At 37.2% G+C, this 9,545-nt stretch carries 8 protein-coding genes; 4 read left to right on the top strand and 4 right to left on the bottom strand.

Annotated elements, in window-relative coordinates; all coding sequences use genetic code 11:
- The first annotated feature begins 149 nt into the window (after positions 1-149).
- The 3 genes from IQ247_RS21315 to IQ247_RS21305 all read left to right on the top strand — a co-directional run bounded on the left by IQ247_RS21315 (position 150) and on the right by IQ247_RS21305 (position 2,780).
- Entirely contained in the window at positions 150-1,235 is a 1,086-nt protein-coding gene (locus IQ247_RS21315; protein ID WP_193923148.1) for a patatin-like phospholipase family protein, read from the top strand.
- Between the two features lie 204 nt (positions 1,236-1,439).
- Positions 1,440-1,967 carry a PM0630 family protein gene (locus IQ247_RS21310; RefSeq protein ID WP_228059933.1) on the top strand — a complete coding sequence of 176 codons (528 nt, stop codon included), beginning with the start codon at positions 1,440-1,442 and terminating at the stop codon, positions 1,965-1,967.
- A gap of 540 nt (positions 1,968-2,507) precedes the next feature.
- Entirely contained in the window at positions 2,508-2,780 is a 273-nt protein-coding gene (locus IQ247_RS21305; RefSeq protein WP_193923146.1) for a hypothetical protein, read from the top strand.
- A gap of 73 nt (positions 2,781-2,853) precedes the next feature.
- Here IQ247_RS21305 and IQ247_RS21300 read toward each other — a convergent pair whose 3' ends face one another.
- From IQ247_RS21300 to IQ247_RS21285, 4 genes are all read right to left on the bottom strand, one after another.
- Complete coding sequence (locus IQ247_RS21300; RefSeq protein ID WP_193923145.1) at positions 2,854-3,579, bottom strand: DUF4340 domain-containing protein; 726 nt, start codon at positions 3,577-3,579, stop codon at positions 2,854-2,856.
- Positions 3,580-3,634: 55 nt separating this feature from the next.
- Positions 3,635-5,239, bottom strand: a complete 1,605-nt coding sequence (locus IQ247_RS21295; RefSeq protein WP_193923144.1) for a GldG family protein — start codon at positions 5,237-5,239, stop codon at positions 3,635-3,637.
- Positions 5,240-5,373: 134 nt separating this feature from the next.
- On the bottom strand, positions 5,374-6,186 hold the full coding sequence (locus IQ247_RS21290) for an ABC transporter permease (RefSeq protein WP_193923143.1): 813 nt from the start codon (positions 6,184-6,186) through the stop codon (positions 5,374-5,376).
- A complete protein-coding gene (locus IQ247_RS21285) occupies positions 6,187-7,200 on the bottom strand; it encodes an ABC transporter ATP-binding protein (RefSeq protein WP_193923142.1) in 1,014 nt (337 codons plus the stop codon).
- A gap of 88 nt (positions 7,201-7,288) precedes the next feature.
- Here IQ247_RS21285 and IQ247_RS21280 point away from each other — a divergent pair, with 88 nt between their 5' ends.
- Entirely contained in the window at positions 7,289-9,382 is a 2,094-nt protein-coding gene (locus IQ247_RS21280) for an S-layer homology domain-containing protein (protein ID WP_193923141.1), read from the top strand.
- Positions 9,383-9,545: the final 163 nt, after the last annotated feature.

Raw genomic sequence — 9,545 nt, 5'->3', positions numbered from 1 at the left:
CCCTATCCCCCCTCCCCATCTGAAAAAAATCGGGTAATAATGTGATTTAGCCTACATAATAAGTATTTGTAACAGTAAACTTGCTTAAAAGGATACTTTCTTTTTTATTTACTGCAAAATTATTGTTAAATTTTGGGGGAGCATTATAAATGAGAGCCGATGTACCATTTCGCATTCTTTCTCTGGATGGTGGTGGAGTTCGTGGGTTGGTAACAGCGATAATTTTAGAACGCTTAGAAAACAAGCTGCAAAAATACGAGCCACACAAACCACTTCTAGATTATTTTGATGTTATTGCTGGAACTTCTACAGGTAGTCTTATCGCTTGTGCTTTGGCTAAGGGTTTGAAAGCTAGGGAAATTAAAGATTTTTATATTCATAATTCTCAAAATATTTTCCCTCCAAGTAGAATATTTATTCACAGTATTTTCAACTTGATTCGCTTGGGTTCTACCCAGCCAATTTATAGTGATGAAGGTTTGAGAATGGTACTTAAGTATATATTTGAAAATATGACATTTGGAGACTTAATTAAACCAACAATAGTCACTAGTTACGACACTTATAATCGTCAGGCTGTAGTATTTAAAAATACTAAAGTAGCTCATCAAACTATTCCGGTATGGGAAATTTGTCGTGCTTCTTCAGCAGCTCCGATCGGTTTTCCCGGTTACGAAATGAAACATCGAGCTTTTTTAGAAGATTGGCAAAAAAATGGTTACGCAATACCCCCACAAAGTGGTATTCCTTTAATAGATGGTGGTGTATTTGCAAACAACCCGGCTTTATGCGCGATCGCAGAACGTTTGCGATGGAATAATAACTTACCAGATAACCCCAAATGGAATGATTTAATATCAGAAAATGTCCAACAAAATGATATTGTAGTTGCTTCTTTTGGTACCGGACAACACATCAAAAAAATTGGTGCGAAACAAGTAAAACAATGGGGAGCATTAGAATGGTTGAGTCCCCGCGATGATTTACCGCTTTTAGATGTATTATTTGATGGTGCAGGAGATGCAGTCTGTTATATTGCCGAGCAAATTATCGGTAGTACTTATTTTAGGTTCCAACCCAATTTTAATCAAAGCATACCGACCTTCAGCGCTCAACAGCAGAATATTGATGCAATGATCAAATGTACGGAAAAATATTTAAGTCAGCCAAAAGTCGATTGTAAGCTAGATAAATTAGTAGAAATACTTAATCCTTCAATCCGCTGCTTAGTTTAAGAAGCACCGGAGTTAAGAGTTAGGAGTTAAAAGTTAGTCCCAGCGGAGTTGGTGACAAGTAACTGTCAACTGTCCACTGTCCACTGTCAACTCCGGTTCGTTAAAACAATACATCAAAAATGTTCGCATATATCTGAATAAAAAAATAGCTTCCTGTAACGTCGTAGGCAAAACCCAATATCATAAATAAATCGCAATATGAAAATGTGGGCTACTACGCTCTGGATAGCTTTTTTGGGATTTATATCCCCAGTAAATGCTTCTGAATTAGTAAAAGTTGCTTACGAAGGTGCAGAAAATACGATAGATTCACCACGCTTAATATCAAGTAAACTAATTACTGTTAAAAAGGCTGAATTTGGAGTATTGAGAACTGAAAAAAACGGAAAATTTACATTTATCCCCACAACTAAGGTGCCTTTTCAAGAAGGACAAATTTACGGATGGCGCATCCAACTTAAAGATTATCAAGGTGAATTAAGATGGCTTGAAGTGCTAACTTTACCAAAACCCCCCTTAACTTGGGGAACGGATAACGGTGAACATTTCTTTCTATCACCTGATGGTACCAAATCAGTGATAAAACGTACTGCAAAAGTTAAAAAAGGTGTAGTTAGTAATTTTTGGACTGTTTCCACCGGAGATCCCACTGGTAAACATATACTAGAAGTATATATAGATAAGCAGAAGATTGCCACTTTCAAGTTTGAGGTTGTTGAGTCTTCTAAATAAAAATTACACATACATTTACCTCAAATAGGACTCTTGTATGAGTTGTCAGAATTTGAAGTATTGACAAACTCGGTGAAAAAGCCGGGTTTTTTGATTTTTAGTAATTATCTGAAAATTAAAAAAATATATTTGATACATAATAAATGCGCTAAAATACTTATAGGAAATTTATCAGCTTTGAATTAATGAAGATTTTGGTTACAAATTATGTGAGTTAACAATCAAAAATAAATTATTTTTGTTAAAAATATAATTGATTGAAAATATTGGCGAAGAATCAATAAGGTTTTTTACTGTTTTATGACTTCGCTACTTGAGATAGTATCAGGGGTTCGTGCAAGGCTTCGCTATTGCATTATCCGTTTGTAGCTGTTAAAACAGCTCGAGAGGGTTTATACAGGACATCTCAATATAATTTTTACTTGATAAGCAGAAAAGTATTTTTGTAACCAATATAGAAAACTAAAAACTCATTAACGGAACAAACTATTATAGGTTGTGTCGTTGATAATTTACTAAGAGGTATAACAAGTCGGAATCATGATACAAACTGTTGTGAAGAATTTGGCAATTGTATTTTATTTAATAATGGCTTGTTGTTTCTTTGTGCAGTGGTTAGGTTTTTTCATAGATGATAAAGAAATGAATTCAGCACAACGCTATTTGTCTATGATAATTTTAGCTCTGGCTACAATTTTATGGCCTTTAATTGTGCCTTTAGCTTATTTGGAACTATTAAAGTTTCACAAAAAACATAAGCAAGTAATTGATTTACTTATAAGTTTATCTGACGCAAAATTATGCGATGAGTGAGATTTTTATGTTGATTTTTTGGTGTATTTTTTCTGTAAAATACAATATTTATATGTGAATATATTTTAATATATTACTGATTATTTGCTGGTGTGGGAGTGGTTGTTGGGGTTAAGGTAGGAGTAGGTGTTAAAATTGGAGTTGGATTAATTGGAATTGGTTCGATAGTTGGAATGACTGGAGTCGGTAAAGTTGTGGGAGTAACTTCGGGACTTGGAGATGGGATATTTTCGCGAGTATTTACAGCTTTCCATTCTGACAACGAACGTTTAACGGCATTTTCAAAATTTTTGGATACTAAAACTAACTCAACATTTCCATCTGGTTTAGTAGCAAAATTATTTTGAGCATAAAGAAAACGGTCATCAAAGTTAGGTTTACCCAGAACTAATTTATCAGTTTTCCCATTGTTTAAGGTAATTTCGATGATTGCTTGGGGTTGTGTTAAACCGAATTCCGATAGCTGGGAAGTCGAAGTTGTTACAGCGCGATCGCTATTTTCATTTACTAACAAATTCAACAAATAAGCCACGGTTCCATCATTAGCAGGTACGGTATCGGGAGATTTCATCAGCCATTTAGTATTACTCGATTCCGGAGAACGTTCTAAAGTTATCGTTTCCGATGGAGTCGTGATTTTTAGCGCTTTTACATCAACTTCATTAAAAGAGAAAAGTTGTTGCTGTTTTTTCTTAACTTCCTCTTGTTGAGACTTCCACTGAATTTCATAAAAATAAACAAAACCACCCAACAAGATTGCTAACAGAATTAAAATTAAAGTTGTTCGTTGTAATTTCATGAAAATTAGTTGTTAGTTATCAAATGTTCACTGTCAACTGTCAACTGTCAACTGTTCATCGTCTTTGAAACCAAAGAAGTGCTGCTGCTGCAAAAGCAATTATGGGTAAAATTAATATTGAAGATAATGCAATCAAACTTGCTTGTGATTGAGAAAGATTGAGACGACGATTTGTAGCTTCTTTGGGACGAATGGAAAGAGGTTGTGAATCTTGTTTGCTTAACCAGGTAATTGAATTGAGGAATAAGTCTCCATTTAATTGCTGACTAAATAAACCGTCTGTAATAAAATCTGAATCCCCAAATACTACCATTCTTGATTCTGTAGGCTTGTTTTCCTCTGAACTTGTGGGAGTGGGGGTAGGTGTTGGTGTTGGTGAAGCTGTAGGTGTTGGTGTTGGTGAAGCTGTAGGTTTAGCTGCGAGTTTTTTAGTCAAAGCAGCACCCAAAGTGAGAGGCCCTTCGCGATCGCTATTTTCGTCAAAGTTTAATTCTTCGTTTTGCAAATCGCTTTCAGCCCAACTTGCGGGGTAAGGTTGAGTCAAAACTAAAGGTGTACTTTCCACACCATCGACGGGAGTAGTTTCAATCGGTCGCGCTAATTTATATATAGATATACCATTTTGAAAGTCTTTAGTGATGGGATGTTCGCCATATTGGGTGACAATAGATATACCGGGAGGTTGTTGTTGAGCGCTTTCTGAAACATTAATAGCCAAACGATTATCGAAAGTAACTCCCCACTCTTTCGTTAAAGCGTCTAATTTGGGGTCAACACCAGGGTCAACCATTACTAATAAATTACCACCACCGTTGACATAATCTCGTAAAGCTTGAATTTCACCATCTAATAAAGCTCGTTGGGGGCCTGCAATAATTACAGCATCAGCATCCGAAGGAATTTTTGCGGATTGAGTTAAACTCAAAGGCTCGGCAGTATAATTATTATCTGCTAAAGCTTGAACAGCTTGAGAAATATTATCTTCTCCCGATTCTAATTGACGTTCACCGTGACCTTGGAGAAAATAAACTTTAGATGTATTCGTATTATTAATTTGTACCAAACGATTAGTTAATCTAGATTCGGAAAGACGCTCTTGTGGATTAACTACCTGTACTAATTGTCGATTTTCTCCAGACTCTAAATAAACTTCACCATAATCTTTAACACCAAATTTATTGGTTAATCCAGGTCTAGCTAAAGGGTCTACATATTCAAATTTGAAGTTATTATTTTGTCGCTGATATCTTTCTAACAATTCCTGATCTAAAGGATTTTTATTCGCATCAAATATCCATACTTTTACAGGTTGCTCTATATTTTGTAATACTTCTTGGGATTGAGGAGCAAGAGTAAAAAATTGAGCATCAGTTAAATCATTGCGGATATTATAACGAGTAGCCAAAAAATTAATTAATCCCAAAATAGCAACTACAGCCAAAGTTGCAATTAACGCATTAGTACCAACTTGAGTAGAACGACGACTCCACCATTTAGTAGAATAACTTTGCCATAATATCCAGACTACAGCAATAGTTAATCCTAAAATTATCAACACCAGGGGAATGGTTCCCCAATCTTCCGAAATAAAACCCACCGTTAAACCCGCAGTTATTAGAAACGGTGCTAACCAAATAGTATAATTACCAATTTTTTTCATCAGATATCAATTAGAGGTTAAAGGTTAAAGGTTAAAGGTTAGAGGTTAGAGGTTAAAGGTTAAAGGTTAAAGGTTAGAGGTTAGAGGTTAAATAACTCCTAACTCTTCACTCTTAACTCCTAACTTTTTTATAACTATTGTCGTTGAAAGCGAAACGCATCAATCGATTGTGCAGTGAGAAAAATCCCTAAAATAATATAGCTGAAAAATAATATTAAACTACTGCTATCGAATATTCCTTGTATCATGTTGTTGTAATGTGATAACAAGGATAAATGACCCAAAATTGCTCCTATTGGACCGCCGATAACTTTGGCAATTAAATCAATAAATAACAACATTAAAATTACCGCAAACGTCAGAACGGCAGATAAAATTGTGCTGTTAGTTAAAGATGAAATAAACATTCCCAATGATAAAATTGATGCTGCTAACAACAATAAGCCCAAATGACCTAGTAAAGGAATTGTAAGTGAAGCTGCTGGTTCTGATGCACTCAAAACTACTGCTTCTAATACCATCAACGGTAAAATTAATGTTATAAAAAATGTTAATACACCTAATAATTTACCGACAGCAACCGCCCAATTTGTGATGGGAGACGTGGCTAAAAGTTCTAAAGTTCCGCGCTTGCGTTCTTCTGCATAAAGTCCCATTGAAAGAATAGGCAATATAAATAATAAAAGCCATCCCATTCTATCTAAAAAAGCTTTGACAAATTCGTAGGGAACATCTATCGAAGGTATAGCAAATCCGCCTGTTTGTCCTCGTAATTCTAACTCCGCAACTGCTGCTAAAATCCCATCAGGACCAAGTAAAATCAAGACAAAAAATAACCCAGCTAAAAACCAAAAAATACCGGCAATCGCGTAAGCTAATGGGGATACAAAATAGGTTTGCAATTCCCGACGATAAATAGCAATTATATTACCCAGTACTACACCCATTTAAGCTGCTTCTCCAACATTTACTTCTGATTCTTCTGTGTGGGTTTCTAGAGGTTTTTCTTCCCTAGTTAACTGCAAAAACACATCTTCTAAGGTAGCGTTAATCCTTCGCATTTCGTGTAAACCAAATCCTCCTTGGTACAAAGCTGCTGCGATCGCGCTTCCAAGTTCTGTTCCCGGTTGGGAAACTACCCGCATTCTGACACGGTTTTGTGTGAGTTGATTTTTACCTTCTCCTCTTAACATTGGAATTGATTCTACCAGATTTATACCGGGTAAATTATGTAACATTTGCTTAGCTAAAGTAGCCTCCCCTTCAACTTCTAATTCATAACCGGAACCAGCAGTTAACTCGCTCATTAAATTATCGAGGGTATTCGTTGCTACTATTTTTCCACTATTAATAATCGCAACACGATTACAGGTCATGCTGACTTCTGGCAAAATGTGCGTAGAAATAATAATTGTATGGCTACCAGCAAGACTTTTGATTAAATTACGTACATCAATGATTTGTCGGGGATCTAATCCCACTGTAGGTTCATCAAGGACAATTGCGGGTGGATCATGGACAATTGCTTGAGCAATCCCGACTCTTTGACGATATCCTTTAGAAAGTTTACGGATTAGTACGTGACGTTTATCTGTTAAATTACAGCGTTCCATGGCTGCTTTAACCTTGTTTTTTCTATCCCCAGCACTAACCCCTTTAATACGTGCCACAAAAAATAAAAAACCTTCCACTGACATTTCTGGATACAACGGTGGAGTTTCCGGTAAATAACCGATTTTTTGCCGTACAGCTAAAGAATTTTCATGGACATCAAACCCAGCAATTCGTGCCGTACCGCTCGTCGCCGGGAGATAACCCGTTAAAATCCTCATGGTAGTAGTTTTACCAGCACCATTTGGTCCGAGAAACCCCAATATCTCTCCTTCCTCAACATTGAAAGTTACATCCTCTATCGCTGAGGTAGAACCGTATACTTTATGCAAATGTTCAACTTCAATCATTTCAATACCATGGATAAAGTTAAAGGTTAAAGGTCAAAGGTTAACTGTCAACTGTCAACTGTCAACTGTCAACTCTTGTCTATTTCTAATGATTAATTCGATCTTAAATACTACAGTTTATGTCAACCCAGCCTTCGGTAACGATAAGAATAATGGTTCGAGGTTGTCTCCTTTTAAAAGTCTTACTTATACGTTAAATACTATTCGTCCTCCCGCAATCGTTCAGTTAGCTCCTGGAACTTATGATGCTACCAATGGTGAAATTTTTCCACTAATTATTCCTAATGGGGTTTGGATGCTGGGTAATGAAGCAACCAAAGGTCAAGGTATTGTCATTGAGGGAAGTGGTGACTATGAAACTAAAAGCTTTGGCTTACAAAACATCACGGTGGTTCTCGCTGATGACTGCCAATTAATGGGTATTACTATCACCAATCCCGTTAATAAAGGTACGGGTATTTGGATTGACTCGACTTGCCCTACTGTTGCAAATAATACTTTGATAAAATGCCGTCGCGAAGGAATATTTATTAGCGGTAATGCCAAACCCGCAATTATAGATAATATCTTTGTCGAAAATGGTTCCGCTGGATTAGTAATGGCACGTAACTCCAAAGGTGAGATATTGCGGAATGCCATCCAAAATAATCCTATTGGTATGGCTATGAGCGATTTTGCCGCACCTCTGGTAGCTAATAATAAACTTTCGGGAAATTACACTGGTATAGCTTTATCGCGGGAAGCCCGTCCAGTACTCAGACATAATTCAATTACTAATAATTCCTCTGGTGGCTTACTGCTTAACGGTGATTCTACTCCCGATTTAGGTAGTTCTCAAGACCCAGCCGGTAATATTTTTGGCGACAACAAGGAATATGACATACAAAATGCAACATCAATTAAGTTGATCTCGGCGGGTAATTTATTAAATCCAACTTTGGTCAAAGGTTTAGTCGAATTTGTTGCCATAACCTCCGATAATAATCCCGTACAGCTATCTGTAAATAGCAGTTTTCCCGATCTAAATGGGCATTGGGCGGCACTTTTTATCGAAGCCCTCTACGAAAAAGGATTAATTAGCGGATTTCCCGACGGTACATTTGCACCAGATGCGCCGATTACTCGCGCTCAGTATGCTGCCGTTATTTCTAAAACTTTTCAAATACCTTTAACCAATAAAGTGCGTAAATTTACAGATATTCAACCAAACTTTTGGGCAACTTCAGCAATTTATCAAGGTGCTGGGATGGGTTTTATTAGCGGCTTTCCCGACGGTTCCTTTCGTCCCGGACAAAATTTAACTAAAATTCAGGCAATAGTCTCAATTGTCAGCGGCTTGAAGCTGCAAGGAGGCAATCCCAACATTTTGACAATGTATCGCGATCGCGCTCAAATTCCCAGCTACGCCACCAATGCAATGGCGATCGCCACTCAGAAACTATTGGTGGTAAATTACCCCCAAACCGACCAATTGGAGCCTTTACGGGATATCAGTCGTGCTGAAGTCGCAGCGTTAATTTATCAAGCTTTAGTAGCTCTGGGCAAACATCATGCAATCGTTTCTCCCTACATCGTTAAACCCGATGTAGATATGACTTCTTTTACCGACTTAGAAGGACATTGGGCTGAGGCATTTATCCGCAGTTTAGTTAGTCTCAAATTAACTAGTGGTTTTGCGGATGGTACTTACCAACCTGATACACCCATGACTCGCGCTCAATACGCGGACTTAATTGTCAAAGCTTTTAATCCCACACCAAAACGTTCTTTAAGTGATTTTGTTGACATTACAGCCAATTTTTGGGCGTATAAAGCGATTAAATCCGCAGCAGAAGGCGGTTTTGTGGGAGGATTTAGTGATGGTACCTTTCGTCCCCAAGAAAACGTACAGCGCTTACAGGTGATGGTTTCCTTGGTCAACGGACTGGCATTACCAACCGCTCATCAATCTACTTTACAAAACTTTATAGATGGTCAAACCCTTCCCAATTATGCGCGGACGGCGGTTGCAACTGCTACACAACAAAGAATTGTGGTAAATTATCCAGACCCACTAAAAATCGAACCAAATCGGGAAGCAACGCGAGCTGAAGTCGCAGCAATGGTTTATCAAGCACTGGTAGCCATAAAACGCACACCTTCCATCAATTCACCCTATATAATTTTTCCTACAGGCAATTGATTAGTAGAATATATTAACTACAATTATCAGTGGACAGTTGACAGTTGACAGTTGACAGTTATCAGGGAACACTCAGCAGTCAACAGTGAACAATTACCAATTACCAATTACCAATTACCAATTACCAATTACCAATCAGTTAAATTTGAAATACTTGGAAACA

This window comes from Plectonema cf. radiosum LEGE 06105, from assembly GCF_015207665.1.
Lineage (GTDB): Bacteria > Cyanobacteriota > Cyanobacteriia > Cyanobacteriales > Nostocaceae > Rivularia > Rivularia radiosa_A.
This window is presented reverse-complemented; position numbering and strand designations above follow the sequence as displayed.